The organism is Salinivibrio sp. IB868, assembly GCF_001995655.1.
In the GTDB taxonomy this organism is placed as follows: domain Bacteria; phylum Pseudomonadota; class Gammaproteobacteria; order Enterobacterales; family Vibrionaceae; genus Salinivibrio; species Salinivibrio siamensis.
In genome coordinates this window covers 152361-170873 of sequence record NZ_MUEW01000001.1, presented here as the reverse complement: position 1 = coordinate 170873, position 18513 = coordinate 152361, and the positions used below count along the sequence as shown (strand labels likewise).

Sequence of the window (18513 nt, the reverse complement as noted above, 5' to 3'; positions counted from 1 at the left end):
CAGAGGTAAACATTGCGTTAACAAACGCACTGTCTAGTGTAAGGCTTGGCAGGTAAAAACGTTATAGGTAAACGGCTGGATTTACGCGAATTTCGCCAGAATGTGACTGGTGTGGCTATTTAAACAGAAGAATTGGCGAGGCATCACTCGCGCCCCACTAGGCAACCCGCATTAACGACTGGAACTTATGGTTGGCGTCGGTCACCAGTTTAAAACGCCCGCGTATACCGAGTTGCGATAGGAAAGGACGAAAACGCGAAGCCGGGATCTGAAGACGCAGACCCTGATCGGTCGTCACCACCACATTGGCCGCGGCACCACTGTAGTAGTGTTGATACTCTGAGTAAGCAATGTAAACGTTAAAATAGTACTCCATCTCTTCCGCTCAACCTATCACCGTGACACCGCAAACCAATCAACCACCGAAAACAAAAAGCCGCCCAAGGTGGACGGCTTTTCACACTTGTTAACGCTTGGCTGATTTTATCCCAAATCGTTTTTTACTGCTCAAGTGTTTTTTCTACTTTTTCATAGAGATCCGCAGCTAAGTTATCCATATCTGCCAACTCTTGCAGTACCTGTCGCATTTGCTGCTGGCGATGGTGATCGTAATAGGCCAGCTTGAGCATAGGATCAATCAATCGTGATGCCACTTGTGGATTCGACTGATTCAAGGTCACCAAGATCTCTTTTAAAAAGCGGTAGCCGCTACCATCTTGGGCATGAAAACGCGCCGGATTACGATTACAAAATGCCCCGACCAAACTGCGTACACGGTTGGGGTTTTTGAGCGTAAAGGCAGGGTGCGCCATCTGTGCTTTCACCTGCTCTAAGGCAGTCTCGGAAGGGTTCGCACCTTGGAGCATGAACCATTTGTCCATCACCAGTCCATCATGCTGCCATTTATCACTGAAATCTTTCATCAGTGGTTCACGACACGGTAATTGCGCATTGTTAGCGGCATTCAATGCTGCCATGGTGTCAGTCATATTGTTCGCGGCTTGGTAATGACGCTCTACATGCGTGTTGCCGTTTTCCGTGTGCGCGAGATAGCTCAAACAGGCATTACGTAAAGCGCGTTCACCGATCGCTTTGTGGGTGATCTGATATTCAGGTTGCGCATACTGACGGTATACCGCGTCAAACTCATCAACCATATGATCGGCAAATTGTTGCTTGAACGCCGCCATGACTTGATGAATCGCATCAACGTCGACAATATCAAACCAGCCAGCCACTTCCGTCTCGGTCGGTAAGTTGATCACTTCCGCAATCAATGCCGGATCCGTGTTGTCGCTGAGCAATACGCCACGAAATGCATCAATCACTGACAAAGGCACATCAATAGGCTGTTCGTTTTGTACCCGTGCGACGTTCTCCTTAATATGCTTGGCCAGTAGACTCTGACCCGCATCCCACCGCGCGAAATCATTGCGCGCATGTTGCAGTAAGAATGCCAACTCATCGTCTTGATAGTCATGTTCAAGCTTCACTGGCGCGGAGAACTCCCTGAGCAGGGAAAGCACAGGTTGCTCATCCACCCCATCGAAAATAAAGGTCTGCTCAGCATCTGTCACCGCCAGGACGTTTGAGACCGACTCACCGTGACGTTGTAACTCAATCACACTGCCGTCGCGACGATAGAGTGCAATATCCAGTGGAATATATAGCGGCAACTTCTCTTGCTGATCCGCTGTTGGCGGCGTGTGCTGCGTGACATGTAACGCCAACTGTTTGCTATCGGGGTCGTAGGTCGATGATACATTCAATACCGGCGTCCCAGATTGGCTGTACCAACGGCGGAACTGAGTCAGATCGACCCCAGACGCATCTTCCATTGCTTGAACAAAATCATCACAAGTGGCTGCTGTACCGTCATGACGTTCAAAGTAGAGTTTGACCCCTTTTTGAAACTCGGTTTCACCCAAAATGGTATGCATCATACGAATAACTTCACTGCCCTTTTCATACACCGTCAGGGTGTAAAAGTTATTCATTTCGATCACTTTTTCTGGCCGGATCGGATGAGACATAGGGCTGGCATCTTCAGCAAACTGGGGGCCACGCATAATACGCGCATTGCTGATACGGTTGACAGAGCGCGAGCCTAAGTCGGAGGAGAACTCTTGATCACGAAAAACAGTTAACCCTTCTTTCAGGCTAAGTTGGAACCAATCACGGCATGTCACTCGGTTCCCCGTCCAGTTGTGGAAGTACTCATGCCCAATGACCGCTTCGATACCGAGATAATCGGCGTCGGTGGCGGTTTCGGCGTTTGCCAATACATACTTGGAGTTAAAGATGTTTAAGCCTTTATTCTCCATGGCACCCATGTTGAAGAAGTCAACGGCGACGATCATGTAAATATCTAGATCATATTCAAGATCAAACCGCTCTTCATCCCATTTCATTGCGTTCTTCAATGAAGTCATCGCATGATCGGCACGATCTAAATTCCCTTTATCAACAAAGATTTCCAGTGCCACATCACGTCCAGAGCGGGTCACAAACGTATCACGTAACACATCAAAATCGCCGCCGACCAGTGCAAATAGGTAACTGGGTTTCGCGTACGGGTCATGCCATTCTACCCAGTGGCGGCCACCTTCCAACTCACCCGACGCAATCTTATTGCCGTTACTGAGTAAGTATGGGTATGTAGATTTATCCGCAATCACCTTGGTGGTAAAGCGAGCTAACACATCGGGACGGTCGAGATAATAAGTGATCCGGCGAAATCCTTCCGCCTCACACTGAGTACAATAAGCCCCGCCCGAAATATATAGCCCCTCGAGAGCGGTATTGTTTTCAGGATCGAGCTGAGTTTGGATGGTTAAAGTAAATGCGGCTGGGACGTCTCGGACAATCAATTTGCCCGCCTCTTCACTATAGGCTGTCCAGGGGTCGCCGTTGATATCTAGGCGCACTAACGTGAGCGCGTCCCCGTCTAACACCAGATCGGTGGCGTGATCATTCAGGCGTTTCACCTGGCTAACCGCCGTGACTAGGGTGTTGTTCGGATCAAGATCAAATTCAAGGTTGATATCCGTAATGGTAAAGTCCGGCGCACGGTAATCATCACGGTATTTGGCGGTGGGTTGTTGAGACATGTCGTTTCCTTTTTATCGAGTGTACCTCAGCCAACGAACTGTATTCATTCGCCCAAGGGCGATTTTGCATGCCATACCATACCGCGGCTCGGCATTAATGACTATAGATTTAACAGTTTGTTATCAAATGTTTGCGTTTACATTCAATAAGCGCAGTATAATGTCAACGCAGCCTGCCAATCCCGACTGAAATATAATGTGACGACGGTTAAATTTTCTAAAAATTGCGGTACTATGACGCTCATTTCGTTTTGTAACCCGTAAGGCGTTCACCACGCATGCACAATCCGATCATTACATCACTCTTGGATACTGATGCTTATAAAATCAATATGCAGCAGGCCGTATTTCATCATTATCCTGATGTCCATGTTACCGCTGACTTTTACTGCCGCAGTGATGAAAACCTCTCCTACCTACGTGAACAGGTGGTGGAGCATGTCAATCATCTCGCGACGTTGCGGTTTCATGCAGACGAGCTCAGCTATCTGGACTCGCTAGGTCTATATCAAGCAGACTTTCTCGCCTTTTTGTCAGGTTTTCAATTCGATCCTGACCAAGTCACTGTCGGTGTCGAAGACGGTCAATTAGCAATTCATATCGCCGGCCCTTGGCAAGAGGTGATTCTATGGGAAGTGCCACTACTGGCGATTATTTGTGAGCTGAGAAACCGCGCTTGTTATGCTCAACTAAGTGTCGATGACGCGATTGCACGTCTTGACGATAAGTTAGCCCATCTCCCTAAAGAGGGATTTGCCGATGGGTTCCAGCTCGTTGACTTTGGCACGCGGCGTCGTTTTTCTCGTGAGGTCCATCAGGCGATAGTGACACGTCTGCACGCGGTCTATCCGCCTTTAAAAGGCACCTCTAACGTATGGCTAGCCAAACAGTTAGGGCTTGTGCCTGTCGGCACCCAAGCGCATGAGTGGTTTCAAGCCCATCAACAGCTTGCAGGTCAGCTTGCTGACTCCCAGCAGCTTGCGTTACAAATGTGGTTGCAAGAGTATCCCGATAGCCTAGGGATAGCGTTAACCGACTGTATCAACATGGATGCCTTTTTACAGGATTTTGATCGTTCGCTCTGTCACGCCTTTAGCGGATTGCGTCATGACAGTGGTGACCCGATTGCATGGGGTGAGAAGGCGATCGCGCATTATCGGTATCATGGTATTGACCCCAAAGATAAGACACTTGTCTTTTCCGATAGCCTCACGCTGGCGAAAGCCGTGCACATCTATCAATACTTTGCCGACAAAGCCACGACCTCATTCGGTATTGGCACGCAGCTAACCTGTGATCTCCCTAATGTGAAAACCCTCAATGTGGTGATCAAATTAACCAGCTGCCAAGGGAAACCTGTTGCCAAAATTTCTGATGAGCCTAACAAAGCCATTTGTAAAGATGAAGCGCACCTCTCTGCACTAAAAGCCGCGTTCAAGTTGTCAGACTAAACGCTTCCCCAATAGAAAAGGGCCAGTTTATTTATCACCGGCCCTTTTCATCAATGTTTTATTGATGAGTTTTTATGATAACACGCTCTGTCATTGCTCACCGTTGCCGTTGTAACACCGCCTCCATACCAAACACCTCATTGGTCAAGCGCAAGGTATCTGAGGCAAGTTGGTACTGGGATGAATGGCGTCCTTCTTCATAAATAAGCATCAGGTTGTCACCTTCCACCAAGTAAACGCCTCGGTGAGTAATTGAACGGCCGTTGTTGCCGCGAACTTGCATCGCAAAAAGAAAGTCTGGGCGAAGTTTCAGCGAGACACCATCCACCTCTTCACTCACATCTTCCCCTTCTATGCTGTTTGAACGCCACACCCCGGAGAGATCGTCAGGTAGCAGTTTAGTAAACACGGCTCCCTGAAGCTGCAATTGATTATGATTTAACTGGTAGGCATGCACTTGATCCGCCCCCTGCCCATCGTACAACCGCAATGCTTGATGATTCACCGCATAACTGCCTGCAGCCGTCTCGAGCTGCCCATCACGACGTAGCATATCAATACGGAACTCATAATGAGAGTTAAACGAAAGATTAATCGCTTTATACGGATGGCTCGCCTCTGACTCTTCCTCAGCACTAAACCAATACCATTGACCAAGCAGTAACGGGACATCAAATCGTGCTAAATCGTCACCGCGCACTGGCAAGGCCATCACTAAGGCCAGAAAAACACCCAATAAGCAACGCATACCTTCCCCCTCATTGGCAGTGATGCCTTAACGATAAGGTTAGACTGACTTCTCAGTTTTATGCAGTTTTTTGAGCAAGATCTCGTTTCATGTAGGTTGAATCCGCCTAGTCGTCACCATAACGTCATAAAAAAAGCCTAGGCGAATTGCCTAGGCTTGGGGGTGCGCTAACGTGCTAAAAGACCGTATGCCGACCTGACATTTAACGGTTGGCTGAAAGAAGGTTAGCCAAATCTTTTGTGATGCTCGCGGCTTCATCTAAGTATGCATCTGGCTCTTCATAGTCTTTAGGCACATCATCGAGCGTTTTGAAGGGCGGTTCACCCAACGCCTTCTGACGTACATTTAATCGCGCCAAGCGTTCTTGATCTTCTCGATCCATTTCCTTGCGCCGTGCGTCTTCATTCAAGGAGATTGTGTTTTTATCTTTCTCTTCTTGATAGCGCGCAATGTCTTGGCGGATGAAATCAAACTCTCGATCATCTTTGATCCGCGCTTTGTGCTTTTCACCTATCGTATTAAGCACCGAATCAGGCAAGGATCTAGGCTGATAATCCGCTTTCTCAATTCGATCCCATGGCAAGGCATTTTCTTCCACACTCTCACCTGTTTCATCCGGTGAAACGGGAGAAGGGAAGACAATATCTGGCACCACACCCTTATTTTGGGTACTGCCACCGCTAATCCGATAAAACTTTTGGATCGTGTACTGCACATAACCTAACGGCTTATCAAATAAATCGTAGATATGATTCAAAGAGCGGTGCTGCTGTACGGTCCCTTTACCAAAAGATTGTTCGCCAATCACCACCGCACGCTCATAATCTTGCATGGCGGCCGCGAAAATCTCCGAAGCGGAGGCACTGTAGCGATTAATCAACACCGTCATCGGGCCATCATAGAAACGTTTATTGTCCGTATCACTGTTGACTTTCACTCGCCCATAGCTGTCTCTGACTTGTACAATAGGGCCTTGGTCAATAAACAACCCACTGAGCGCGGTTGCTTCACTCAGTGCCCCCCCTCCGTTATTTCGCAAGTCCACGACGATACCGCTAATGCCCTTTTCTTTCAGACTCGCGATCTCTTTTTTGGTGTCATCGGCCAGACCAACATAGAATCCGGGGACCGTCAGTACGCCAACTTTTTCGTCACCGCGCTCAATCACTTCAGATTTTACTGCGCGATCTTCCAAGCGAATCTTGTCACGGGTTAGCGTGACATTGTAACTTTTAGCATTCGCCCCTTCGGGTAAGATTTTCAGTTTAACTTCACTGCCTTTCGGGCCTTTAATCAGCTCGACCACATCGTCCAGTCGCCAGCCAATCACATCGACAATCGCTTCGTCTTCTTGGCCCACACCAATAATTCGATCACCGGGTGACAACTGTTTGGACTTGGATGCAGGGCCACCCGCAACGAGAGAACGAATCACTGTGTATTCATTTTTTATCTGCAATACCGCCCCTATCCCTTCGAGGGATAAATTCATTTCCGACTGGAATTGCTCAGCATTGCGCGGTGAAAGGTAGCTAGTATGTGGGTCAACTTCACGCGCGAAGGCGTTCATGTAGACCTGGAACACATCTTCGCTATGGCTTTGCGTTAAACGCTTTAACGCGCTGTTATAACGCTTGCCCAAGGTCTCTCGGATTTCTTCATCCTCTTTCCCCGTTAAGCGCAGGTTCAAGGCATCATTTTTTACCCGCTTGTCCCAGATAGCATCCAGCTCGGCCTCGTTAGCCGCCCATGGCAGCTCAGTACGATCCAGCACCATGCTTTCGTCAGCAGAGAAATCAAAGGGTTTATCCAACACGTGCAGCGCGTACTGATAACGCTCAAAGCGTTTTTTCAGCACACGGTTGTAAATCGCATAGGCCGCTTGTGTCTCACCTTCTTTGAGCTGATCATCTAAACGCGTTTTCCAACGAGATAGACGTTCGACATCATCTTGGGTTAAAAACACACGATTATAATCCAGTGTTTCCAAGTAACGATCAAAAATCGCCGCCGAGAAGGCATCGTCGAGCGCGAACTGCTTATAGTGGGATCGAGTGAAACGAGAAGTTACACGCTTGGAAGCGGTTTCGTGTTGGGGTTCAGCGGACAGTGAAGGTAGTTCACTGAGTTGAAAATTGGCTTCTACGGCCTGGGCAGAGGCTGCCAGCATCAAGCTGGCAGCGATAGCCGAAACGCGGCGTCGACAAAACATGCGTCGAGGAGTCTCCTTTAGGCGCTGAGGTGCTCCGCTTTTACTAACATGGTTAACCCGTTAGTCAGGCGAACACGCACCTCATCCTTATTAATTTCAACAATGGTCGCTGGCAGATTACCGTTGCCCATGTTCACATTCACGTCTTTACCTACGACAACATCGTTGGCGTTGAGTTCGCGACGTGGCTCACTCTCTTTCTTAGTCATTTTAGCGGGCTTTGGTTTACTCGTACGGCCTTTCGCTGATTGCGCAGCCGCCTTTTTGCCTTTTGGTGCGGTTTTACCCGCATTTTTCGCCTGGCCTTCTGACTTTTTCGCTTGTTGCTGCTTACGACGCTCTGCCGCACGCGCTTTGCTTTCTGACAAGGTCTGCGCAGCATGGTCGATATGCTCTTGCTCAAGCTCGCCACACGCATTGCCATCAAGGTCAACGCGTGACGCCCCTGGTTTCACGCTGTGCAGATAACGCCAGGAAGACGTGTACTGACGAAGCGCGGCGCGCAATTGGGTCTTGCTTACCTTGGGATCGCCTTCAAGACGTGTCGCAAGATCTTGAAAAATACCAATTTTTAATGGCTTGGCTTCGCCTTCAACAGTAAAACATTTAGGGAAACGTTCAGCAATGTAGGCAATGACTTCTTTGCTGTTCGCGAGCTTTTCAGTATTTTCCATGTTTTTTCCTGGCCTGCTGCGAGAAACCACAGCAGCGTATCTACGTGTATTTAAGTATGAAAGTGGTGCGTATTATAGATACCTGATATGAAAAAACTACCAAGATTGGCGAAATCACAAGTGTTTTTGCATTTCTTTGACCAAGGTAGCGAGTCCATGTTCATCTTCTTGGTCAAAGCGACCGATACTTGGACTATCAATATCCAGTACTGCCTGCAATTGATTATTGACCCGAACAGGCACCACAATTTCCGAGTTACTCGCCGCATCACACGCAATATGTCCTTCAAAGGCGTGCACATCTTCTACTCGCATTACGGTATCCTGACGATAGGCGGCCCCACATACCCCTTTATCATAGGGGATGCGTACACAGGCTGGTTGACCTTGAAACGGGCCAAGGACTAACTCTTCTCCCTCGTCGAGATAGAAACCCACCCAGTTAATATCTTCAAGCTGGCTATTGAGTAACGCACTTATATTGGCCAGTTTTGCAATAAGGTTGGGTTCCCCTTCGCACAACGCAACCGCTTGTTGGGTTAACAAGCGGTAAAAATCAGCTTTGTTTTCCATAAATCACTGCATCTCAAACAACAAGACCATTACAATAGAAATAATCCAAAGACTTTTCAATTGAGTATCCCTATTTATGATCACCTGGCGCTGGCTTCTTGACCAAGCTCGACCCCATCGCACCCGGCTCATTTGGGCTAACGTGGTAGCCATTGCCGCCACCTTGGTCAGTGTGCCTATCCCGTTACTCATGCCGTTATTGGTCGATGAGGTGCTATTGGATAAGCCAGACTGGGGACTTGCGGTACTCAACACCCTCCTGCCTATAAGCTGGCAACAGGCGGGCGTTTACATTGCCGCTGTGCTGATCATTGTCGTTATCATGCGCATCGTCAGCCAAGGACTTAACATTCTACAAAGCCGCCAATTTACCCTGGTTGGTAAGGCAATCACCTACAAAATCCGCCAACACTTGATCGCCAAACTTGGGCGGATCAGTATGCGTGAGTACGAATTACGTGGGAGTGGCGGCCTCACCTCTCACCTTGTCACCGATGTCGAAACCATCGATAAGTTTATTGGTACCACACTAAGCAAGTTTATTATTGGTCTGTTGACGGTCACCGGCACCGCGGTCGTCTTACTTTGGATTGATTGGCGACTCGGCTTGTTCATCTTACTGATTAACCCTATTGTCGTGGCGTTAAGCCGCACCCTTGGCCAACGAGTTAAGCACCTTAAAACACAAGAGAACCAATCTTTTGAGCGCTTCCAGCAACGTCTCGTGGATACGTTAGACGGTTTGTATCAACTTCGTGCTGCCAATCGTGAACGTGAGTATTTGCGTCAGCTTGACCACAGTGCCAGTGAGATTAAAGACAGTGCTGACAAGTATGCCTGGCAGTCAGAAGCCGCGGGACGCTTATCATTTTTAATGTTCTTGATCGGTTTCGAGCTCTTTCGCGCTGTAGCAATGGGAATGGTCTTTTTCAGTGATTTATCGATTGGTCTGATGTTCGCGGTGTTTGGTTATTTGTGGTTTATGCTCGGCCCAGTGCAAGAGCTGCTCGGGATTCAATTTGCTTGGTATAGTGCTAAAGCCGCGATGACGCGTATTAATGAGGTTTTACAACTGGCCGAAGAGCCGCGTCGACCCGCGGGCATTGACCCAAGTCGTATCGCCGCCCACACACAGGCCTCGGGCTTAACGGTCGAGATTGATAATCTATGTTTCTCCTACGATGAGGATAAGTCGGTACTCAATGGTTTAAGCATGCGTATCCCTGCCGGCCAGCGTGTGGCATTGGTTGGTGCCAGTGGCGGCGGAAAATCAACCCTTATTCAGTTGCTGTTAGGACTGTATCCGGTAGAACAAGGTGATATACGCTTTAACGGCCACTCGATTAACCATGTCGACATGGATGCTCTCCGTCATCAAATTGCCGTGGTATTGCAACAGCCAGTGCTGTTTAATGATACGTTGAGAAATAACTTATGCTTAGGCCGTCACCTTGCCGACACCGCGCTTTGGCAAGCTATCGAGCACGCCCAATTGGGGGATGTGGTGACACAACTCACCGACGGGCTAGATACACCGCTTGGACGACAAGGGATCCGTTTATCTGGCGGTCAGCGACAACGTGTGGCGATTGCACGAATGCTCCTGAGTGACCCTAAACTGGTTATTTTGGATGAAGCCACGTCCGCCCTAGACACGGCCACTGAGCGCGCGCTACATCAAGCAATGCAAACATTTTTGGCGGGACGGACGACCCTTATCGTGGCTCACCGCCTCTCTGCGGTTAAAGAAGCCGATGTGATTTATGTGTTGGATGAAGGACAAGTGACCCAACAAGGCACGCACACAGAGTTAGTCAATGCGCCCGGGGTATATCAAACCTTGTATGGGCAAATACAACAGGCGGCGGGAAAGTAGACCATGACACAGTCACCAGACACACCGTTTGCGGCGTCCCCACCTTTAACGAGGTGCTCGGGGTGCGATCTGGTGTTACAACCGTGCCAAACTGACTCCGATCATCTTGCTATCTGCCCACGTTGCGCGACCAAGCTCGCGCACGGACGACGGCTGTCTTTTAATGGAGAGATAGCCTTGGCACTCACGATTTTGGTGCTGTTTCTTCCCGCTCACCTTCTGCCGCTCCTTTCCATCGATTTGTTGGGAAAAACCATCACCACATCCGTGCTTACCGGTGCCAAGATTCTCTGGTCTTCATTCCCGTTTGTCGCTAGCCTCGTCGTATTCTGTGCTTCATTTGCACCGCTTTTGTTCACCTGTGCGTTATTGGTGATGCACCTGTCTCGACGCCAACAATCCATCCGCTGGTTTCGCCCAGCGGTACGCGTGATTGCGCACAGCCGCCACTGGGTGATGGCGGATGTTTTAATGGTCAGCTTAGCCATCGCCTGTTTTAAAATTCAAGACTACGCCACCTTGCACTTTTCCGTGGGGCTTGCCTGCTATGCGACGATACAAATCCTACTATCGGTTTTACTGGTGCGGGTAAACACGCAAAGATACTGGGATGCCTTTACTCGCCCAGCACCACAATCCGAGCCGTCCCCTCTTATCCGGTGCAGCCACTGCGGCTTAACACAAGGGCACCAGAAAAGCGCTCACTGTCGTCGGTGTCATTTACCGCTTCACCGCCGAATGGTTCGAAGCGAGCAAAAAACCTGGGCCTGCTTAATTACCGCTACCATTTTTCTGTTTCCGGCCAACCTGTTCCCAATCTCCATTTTGTTCTCCAACGGCATTCGACTTGAAGACACCATTTTTTCGGGCGTCGCGAGTCTGATTAATAATGGGATGCCAGGCATCGCTGCGATCATTTTTACTGCCAGCATCGTCGTGCCCGTAGCAAAGATACTAGGGCTAGGTTTGATATTAATAAGCTTACGGTGCACCACCGCCATCACACCACGTCAGCATATGTGGCTATACCGAGGGGTGAAATGGATTGGAAAGTGGTCGATGATGGACTTATTTGTGATTGCGTTTATGGTCGCCTTAGTCGATCGTGGTCGCATTATGGACTTTATGCCTGGACCGGGTGCCATTGCATTCGGCTTGGTCGTGGTATTAACCATGCTTGCCACTGAATTTCTTGATACGCGTTTGATATGGGATCATCATGAGCGACAAACAAGACATACCCTCACCGATCGTTAAAAGCAGCTATGGCTTGTCTCCCCTATGGATACTGCCTGTATTGGCCTTGCTGATGGCCGCTTGGCTCCTGTTTCAATCCATCAGTGAAGCGGGGCAACGGATTCAAATTGTGTTCAGCGATGCGCAAGGCTTGGAGGCTGGCCAAACCACGATCCGTTACCAAGGGTTGGAAGTGGGTAAGGTGCGAAATATTACACTCGCGGATGACTTGGACGGCATTTATGTTGACGCCAATATCTATCCAGAGGCGACGCAACTGCTCACAAGTGGCACCGAGTTTTGGCTTGTGAAACCACGCGCCTCGATCACTGGGATCAGCGGCCTCGAAACCTTGGTCTCAGGCAACTATATTGCCTTACAGCCTGGCAGTGGTGACCCCAGCCTATCCTTCGTCGCGCGTGACGAACCACCGACAGATATCGCAGAAAAAGCCGGCACAACCGTCAAGCTACACGCACCGACATTAGGCTCACTGAATGTCGGTTCGCCGATTTACTATCGGAAAATTCGTGTCGGCGAAATTTACAGTTACCGGCTTGATCAAGATTCGCAAGGGGTGACGCTCTCCGCGTTAATTGAGCCGCAATTCTCGCATTTACTCAAACAAGACTCACGCTTTTGGTCGATCAGCGGTGTAAAAGCCAATGTTGATGTGTCGGGTGTTGATGTGCAGCTCGAGAGTGTGGCGAGCTTGATTGCCGGTGGCATTGCATTCGACTCCCCGAAAGCAAGCCCAACACTTGAGGACAATCGCCCTTTTCAGCTTTACCAAAGCCTTTCGCAGGCCGCACGCGGTCAATCGATACAAATAGCGCTCCCTGAACAACATGGGCTGCCCGGCGCGGGGACGAAGATCACCTATCAAGGATTAGAAGTCGGTGAAATTACCCACATAGGCGTCGCGGCACAGCAACAACGCCCAGTCGCGACCGCACACATTGACCCCAGCATGAGCTGGCTGCTCAACCAAGACACCTACTTTCAGATAGAGCAGCCCCAAATTGGTTTTGATGGACTAAAGAACCTGGGTAATTTAGTCCTCGGCAACTACTTGACGATCCAACCTGGTTCGGCAGATGCTGATCCCGCGATGCCTGACAATGTGTTTACCGCCCGAACCTGGCACCAACAGCAAAAGCAACTGACCGGTGCCCTCACAGTAACCTTAACCGCAGACGATGCATACGGCTTAACCCCCCACACCAAAGTATTGCATCGCGGCATTCAAGTGGGCTTTATCGACCGTGTCGCGCTCAATGAAAGTGACACTGTCACTTTAAAGCTATTGATTTATCCAGAATACCGCCACTTGGTGAAACAACAATCGCAGTTTTTTATTCTCGGTGGGATCACGGGCGAGCTCAGTGGTGACGGTCTCAATGTGGTCGTGCCAGCGATGGAACAAATCGCCGACCCGGCTTTAAGCTTTACCAGCGAAGGGGCGAAAGGCATCAAGGAGACATATCCACTTTACACCTCCCCTATTCAAGCGAAGCACGCCAAGCAAGATGCACGCGGTGAAACACGCTTTACCTTAGTGGCGAGTCGTATGCCTGGTGTGAGTGAAGGCAGTCCCGTGATGTACCGCAATTTTGTGGTCGGCCAAGTGGAAGGATATCAGCTTAACGGCAACACTGTCTCCATCGCCATTGCGGTGAGTAATCGCTATAAGCATCTGATTAATCCACAAACCGTATTTTGGAATCAATCTGGGCTGGATATCAAAGCCAACCTCAGCGGCGTCGAAATTAATACAGGCTCGTTGCGTTCACTGGTTAACGGCGGTATCGCCTTCGGCACCATGCCTGGTATTAGTAATAAACGAAACGGAGATTGGAAGCTTTACCCCTCAAAGCAAGAAGCCGCTCAATACGGTGTAGATATTAGGCTAACGGTTGACCAGGCTAACGGGGTAAAAGTGGGCAGCGCGATCCGTTATCAAGGAGTCGATGTTGGCGAAGTGATCACCCTAAGCCCCGACTTCGACCACGAAAACGTGACCATTCAGGCTCGTCTCTACCCTGAATACAAAAATGCGCTTGCGCGCACCGGCAGCTATTTCTGGCTCACTCAACCCGTCCTCAGCCTGACCAAAACAGAGAACTTGGACTCACTATTTGGCACCTATATCTCGGTGGTCCCCGGCGAGGGTGACTTCACCCAACAGTTCACCCTCCATGACTCGCCCAAGTACCCAAAAGGGCTGACACTCATCCTGGAGAGCGACGCTCGCCACTCTATCGCCCCTGGCACACCGGTATTACATCGCGATATCGAAGTGGGTATCGTCTCTAGCGTTAGATTAGGCGAGCTGTCTGACCGAGTCATCTTCGAACTACAAATCGCGCCTCAATATGCACACCTGGTTCGTGAAAACACGGTCTTTTGGAACGAGTCCGGGGTCGATGTCTCCATTGGGCTAACGGGTGCAGATCTCAAAAGCGGCACGATTGATAGTTTGCTGAAAGGCGGTATTGCTTTCTCAACCCCGGACGATCAACCTTTGCAGCCAGTGGCCAATGATCATCGTCACTTCTTGCTGCACAGTGAGAGTAAAAAAGTATGGCAAGAATGGCGAACGGCTATTCCAACACCATAAGCTGCTTGTACTAAGCGACCCTCGATATGCTCGCTAAAAAATCAGGGACCTCAACGCGCTCGCTAGGTCCCTGATAATACTTATCCTTTAACAAAATTGTGTCACAAACTGGCATGTCGCTATTGATAGACTACACTATAGGAATCACAACCTAAATATTGGCATATGGCTCCTTGAGCCTTTTCCCTGAACCCGGAACAGGACGTTCCGGGTCTTTTTTTATCGGGAATTTGTGACACCGTCACTTGTTCAGGTAAATGCCGTCCTGTTCAATACGAATTTTACGTTGCTTATAAAGCCCACCCAGTGTTTTCTTAAAGGTCGCCTTGCTGGTACGAAAGAGAGAAAAAATAGCGTCAGGTGAGCTTTTATCATTAAGTGGTAAAAAGCCCCCTTTGCTCTCTAGCATCTTAATCACTTTGTCACTGAGATCGTCAACCCGCGCTTTACCATGTTTTTGTAATGCCAGATCAACTTTGCCATCCTCACGAACGGTTTTTACATAGGCACTGAGTTTTTTGCCGATAAACAGCTTACCGAACGCTTCAGCGCGATAGATAAGCCCCCAATGCTGGTTATTCACCACGCACTTAAAGCCAAGGTCGGTGATGTCAGTAATGATCACCGAGACCTTATCGCCGACTTTTATCTGAGGCGGCTCCTCACTGATAAACTTATTGAACTTGCGGCTAGCAACAATACGCCCAGATGCCTTGTCGGTATAAACCCGCACCACATAGGGTTTTCCCTCCTCCATGCGCGTACGTTGCTCGCTAAAGGGCACCAACAAATCTTTGCTTAACCCCCAGTCGACAAACGCCCCGACCGTATTGACGCCAACACAGCGCAATGATGCAAACTCACCCACTTGCGCATAGGGTGTTTCAGTCGTGGCAATAATCTCATCTTCGGAGTCAAAGTAGATGAACACATTGAGCGTATCACCAACACGGGTATTCTCAGGGACGTAACGGGTCGGCAGCAAAATATTGCCAAAGTCATCGCCATCAAGGAACACGCCAAAGTCTGCCTGTTTCACCACTGATAGTTTGTTGTATTGCCCTAGTTTAATCATTGTCTCAGCGCTGTAGAAAATAATGCCCGTGAGTATACGCAATTTGTCCTTGAGATGTGGAAGAAATACGGTTCGGGTGAGGAAAAAAACACCAACCCATGTCAACCAATACCCCTACATTCTATCCCTTGTTAGCGGCTGACAGGCTGTTAGGCTTAAATGATTAACCTAAAGGGGGATGCATGGCAGTATTTGATGGTGAACATATTCGGTTTAGCTTTAGCCAATTAGGGAGCGCATTGGGTAAAGCAGTGACCCCTACGCCTTTGGACAACGGCCGGCTTCTAACATACAACGCCGCGCTAGCTGATGAACTCGGCTTAACGACGGCAGACATTCACAGTGAACGCTTTCGTGCAATTCTGTCTGCGGAGGCGCCGCTTGCGGGCCGCAAACCCTTTGCAATGAAATACACAGGGCACCAATTCGGCCAATACAACCCTGAGCTCGGTGATGGTCGTGGGGTGTTATTGGGAGAGTGGCGTGATGATAATGGCACACTCTGGGATTGGCATTTAAAAGGGGCGGGAAAAACGCCCTATAGCCGCCACGGCGACGGGCGTGCGGTGTTACGTTCCACCCTCCGTGAGTATCTCGCGAGCGCGGCCATGAAGGGACTCAACATCCCTACCACGCAGGCATTAGCCATGGCCACCAGCGATACCCCGGTGATGCGCGAGCGCATCGAGACGGCCGCAACCTTACTTCGGGTCTCGGAAAGCCACGTGCGTTTCGGCCATTTTGAGTACTTGTTTTACAGCCAACAGCACGATGCACTGGGTACGCTGGCAGACTATGTCATTGCACGCCATTTTCCTGAGCTTGCCGAGGCCGAGAAGCCTTATGCCGCCTTGCTACAAGAAATTGTCGAGCGCACGGCAGAAATGATTGCCAAGTGGCAAGCGGTTGGTTTTAACCATGGTGTCATGAATACCGACAATATGTCGATTTTAGGCCAGACCTTCGATTATGGCCCCTATGCTTTTTTGGATGATTTCAACCCGAGCAATATTTGTAACCACACTGATTACACGGGGCGATATGCCTTTAATCAGCAGCCTGCTATCGCGCTATGGAACCTCTCTGCGCTTGGCTACGCCTTTACCCCACTGCTTGAAAGTGACGTGATTAACGACATTCTCGGCGGTTATGAACACCATCTCCAGGTAGCTTACAGCAAAGCCATGCGCGACAAGCTAGGGTTGTCCGATGCACAGCAAGGGGACAGTGATTTGTTCAACGCGCTTTTTTCATTGCTCGAATCTCAACAAGTCGACTACACCCTTTTCTTTCGCAGGCTCAGTGACATCAAGCAAGAGGCGCTATTAAGTGCAAAGACACTCAGCCAGTTTAACGACCTCGTATCAGATGCCGATGCCTTAACGGCTTGGTTAAGCGAATACCACCAACGGGTGGCAGATCATGACGACAACACTCGCCTCGCTGGCATGCAGGCAACCAATCCTAAGTTTATTTTACGTAATTATTTGGCCCAGCAGGCGATAGAGGCGGCAGAACAAGGTGACATGCAGCCAACTCACAATTTGATGACAGTACTGGCTTCCCCGTTTGCGTCACATTCCGCGCTTGACTCTCTTGCTCGGCGTCCCGCCGATGAAGAGAAAGATATGACCCTTAGCTGCTCCTCGTAGCCTAAACGTGCGCCTGAGTCATTTGCCACTGAGGCGCTCATCATCAATTCACTAAAATACGCCTCGGTGATCACCGCTCTGACAAGAAAAATCCAACAGATGTCACATTGATGCTTTCATGGGCGGCGTTTTTTGCTATCTTACTGGCTTCGCAACAGAATAAGATGTGAGGAAGGCTGTCCTCTATGCCACTGAAAACCGATGAGCTTCGAACACGTGTGGTTGATACCATGCCTACGCCTGCAGAGGTGGAAGCTGCCCACCCCATCAACGACAATGTTGCTCACCATATTACCGCCGCACGACAGGCGATCAGTCGTATTCTCAATGGCGACGATACGAGGCTGCTAGCGATTGTTGGTCCCTGCTCTGTTCATGATCCCGACGCGGCCCGTGATTACGCAGCCAAGCTTAAACCGCTCGCCGATAAGTACAGCGACCAATTATTGGTGGTGATGCGCACATATTTTGAAAAGCCACGTACGGTTGTCGGTTGGAAAGGCCTTATCAATGACCCGCACCTTGACGGAAGCGGTGATATTCGTGCAGGCCTGTTTACGGCGCGTGAGCTCCTGCTCGATATCAACAAAATGGGACTGCCGACTGCTACCGAGTTTCTCGACATGATCACGGGTCAGTATATCGCTGACTTGATCAGCTGGGGAGCGATTGGCGCCCGCACGACAGAATCACAAATTCATCGTGAAATGGCCTCTGCACTCTCCAGCCCTGTCGGCTTTAAAAATGGCACAGACGGCAATATCCGTATTGCCGTCGATGCCATTCGCGCGAGCAGAGAGTCTCACCTTTTCTGCTCACCCGACAAAAATGGCAGCATGACCATTTATCGAACCGCAGGCAACCCAGATGGGCATGTCATTTTACGCGGCGGTCATCAGCCGAACTATTACGCCGACGATGTGAAAGCCGCCGCGCAAACGCTAAGCGATTTCAAATTGCCTGGTAAGCTTGTGGTAGACTTCAGCCACGGTAATTGCCAAAAGCAGCATCGCCGCCAGCTTGATGTATGCGCGAATATTGCTGATCAGATCCGCCATGGCGAGCAAGCGATTGCCGGTATCATGGCTGAGAGCTTCTTACAAGAAGGCAATCAAACCATGGGTGACGAGCAATCACGCGTTTATGGCCAGTCGATCACTGACCCCTGTCTGGGATGGGCCGATACCGAGCGCTTGCTCGAGCAACTGGCTGATGCCGTCGCGGCGCGCAACACCCCATAATGACTGACGATTTATCGGCGTGACTGGCTCACGCCCCAATTAGGA

At 49.8% G+C, this 18513-nt stretch carries 13 protein-coding genes; 6 read left to right on the top strand and 7 right to left on the bottom strand.

What is annotated here, in order from left to right:
* Positions 1-157: 157 nt before the first annotated feature.
* Together BZG20_RS00710 and pepN are read right to left on the bottom strand one after the other, a co-directional pair.
* Positions 158-376: a DUF2835 domain-containing protein gene (locus BZG20_RS00710; RefSeq protein ID WP_046073214.1), complete on the bottom strand. Its 219-nt coding sequence runs from the start codon at positions 374-376 to the stop codon at positions 158-160.
* Positions 377-500: 124 nt separating this feature from the next.
* Entirely contained in the window at positions 501-3110 is a 2610-nt protein-coding gene (gene pepN / locus BZG20_RS00705) for an aminopeptidase N (protein ID WP_077577806.1), read from the bottom strand.
* A 278-nt stretch (positions 3111-3388) separates the two neighbouring features.
* Between pepN and pncB the strand changes: the two genes are divergently transcribed.
* On the top strand, positions 3389-4561 hold the full coding sequence (pncB, locus tag BZG20_RS00700; protein ID WP_077577805.1) for a nicotinate phosphoribosyltransferase: 1173 nt from the start codon (positions 3389-3391) through the stop codon (positions 4559-4561).
* 97 nt (positions 4562-4658) lie between these two features.
* On the opposite strand, the gene BZG20_RS00695 is transcribed toward pncB, so the two are convergent.
* The 4 genes from BZG20_RS00695 to BZG20_RS00680 all read right to left on the bottom strand — a co-directional run bounded on the left by BZG20_RS00695 (position 4659) and on the right by BZG20_RS00680 (position 8768).
* On the bottom strand, positions 4659-5309 hold the full coding sequence (locus tag BZG20_RS00695; protein WP_046073211.1) for a hypothetical protein: 651 nt from the start codon (positions 5307-5309) through the stop codon (positions 4659-4661).
* A gap of 202 nt (positions 5310-5511) precedes the next feature.
* Entirely contained in the window at positions 5512-7521 is a 2010-nt protein-coding gene (gene prc, locus BZG20_RS00690) for a carboxy terminal-processing peptidase (RefSeq protein ID WP_077577804.1), read from the bottom strand.
* A gap of 17 nt (positions 7522-7538) precedes the next feature.
* A complete protein-coding gene (gene proQ, locus BZG20_RS00685) occupies positions 7539-8195 on the bottom strand; it encodes an RNA chaperone ProQ (protein WP_069362426.1) in 657 nt (218 codons plus the stop codon).
* A gap of 114 nt (positions 8196-8309) precedes the next feature.
* Positions 8310-8768, bottom strand: coding sequence for a GAF domain-containing protein (locus tag BZG20_RS00680; RefSeq protein WP_046073208.1), 459 nt, complete (start codon positions 8766-8768; stop codon positions 8310-8312).
* 76 nt (positions 8769-8844) lie between these two features.
* Between BZG20_RS00680 and BZG20_RS00675 the strand changes: the two genes are divergently transcribed.
* From BZG20_RS00675 to BZG20_RS00665, 3 genes are read left to right on the top strand one after another with little or no spacing between them, the layout of a single operon-like run.
* On the top strand, positions 8845-10644 hold the full coding sequence (locus BZG20_RS00675; protein ID WP_077577803.1) for an ABC transporter ATP-binding protein: 1800 nt from the start codon (positions 8845-8847) through the stop codon (positions 10642-10644).
* A gap of 3 nt (positions 10645-10647) precedes the next feature.
* A complete protein-coding gene (locus tag BZG20_RS00670; protein ID WP_077577802.1) occupies positions 10648-11901 on the top strand; it encodes a paraquat-inducible protein A in 1254 nt (417 codons plus the stop codon).
* Positions 11864-14500, top strand: coding sequence for an MlaD family protein (locus BZG20_RS00665; protein WP_077577801.1), 2637 nt, complete (start codon positions 11864-11866; stop codon positions 14498-14500). The genes BZG20_RS00670 and BZG20_RS00665 overlap by 38 nt, the downstream gene beginning before the upstream one ends.
* Positions 14501-14741: 241 nt before the next feature.
* On the opposite strand, the gene BZG20_RS00660 is transcribed toward BZG20_RS00665, so the two are convergent.
* On the bottom strand, positions 14742-15575 hold the full coding sequence (locus BZG20_RS00660; protein ID WP_077577800.1) for a S1-like domain-containing RNA-binding protein: 834 nt from the start codon (positions 15573-15575) through the stop codon (positions 14742-14744).
* A 182-nt stretch (positions 15576-15757) separates the two neighbouring features.
* Here BZG20_RS00660 and BZG20_RS00655 point away from each other — a divergent pair, with 182 nt between their 5' ends.
* A complete protein-coding gene (locus tag BZG20_RS00655) occupies positions 15758-17227 on the top strand; it encodes a protein adenylyltransferase SelO (RefSeq protein WP_077577799.1) in 1470 nt (489 codons plus the stop codon).
* Between the two features lie 185 nt (positions 17228-17412).
* Positions 17413-18468 (top strand): 3-deoxy-7-phosphoheptulonate synthase, encoded by a 1056-nt coding sequence (locus BZG20_RS00650; protein ID WP_077577798.1) that lies wholly within the window; start codon positions 17413-17415, stop codon positions 18466-18468.
* The last annotated feature ends 45 nt before the right edge of the window (positions 18469-18513 follow it).